We start from the raw sequence: 622 nt of genomic DNA on the forward strand, positions 1-622 counted from the left end.
CGCGGTTGATGACACGGCGACCACCAACGAAGATACGCCGGTCACTATCGGGGTGCTCGGCAATGACAGCGATGTCGACGGTGATACGCTGACGGTCACATCGGCCACCTCGCCAGATGGGTCTGTAGTGATCAATCCCGATGGTACGATCACCTTCACGCCGGCGCCGAACTTCAACGGCCCGACCACGATCACATACACGATCAGCGATGGCAATGGCAGCACCGCAACCGCCACCGTCACTGTAGCGGTCGATCCGGTTAACGATCCGCCGGTCGCGAACCCGAGCAGTACGACCACGGATGAGGACGTGGCCGTCAACATCGATGTGTTGGCGAACGACACCGATTCGGATGGTGATCCGCTGACTGTGACGTCTGCGGCAGCAGCCAATGGCACGGTGGTGATCGAGGCGGATGGAACGCTGACCTACACGCCCAATCCCGACTTCAACGGCAGCGATACGATCACCTACGAGATTAGTGACGGCAACGGCGGGTTTGCGACTTCGACCGTCACTGTTACCGTCATTCCGGCCAATGACGACCCGGTGGTAGCAACGCCGATCGCGGCGCAGACCGATGATGATGCAGACACGATCGCGCTCGATGTCTCGGGCAAT

Annotated in this window: 1 protein-coding gene; it reads left to right on the forward strand. The window is 60.3% G+C overall.

All coding sequences use genetic code 11. The annotated features are described in order from the left end of the window. On the forward strand, positions 1-622 hold a 622-nt coding region (locus KCG45_RS15385; RefSeq protein ID WP_218318105.1), incomplete at both ends, for an Ig-like domain-containing protein.

Source organism: Erythrobacter ani (assembly GCF_019204025.1).
GTDB lineage: Bacteria > Pseudomonadota > Alphaproteobacteria > Sphingomonadales > Sphingomonadaceae > Erythrobacter > Erythrobacter ani.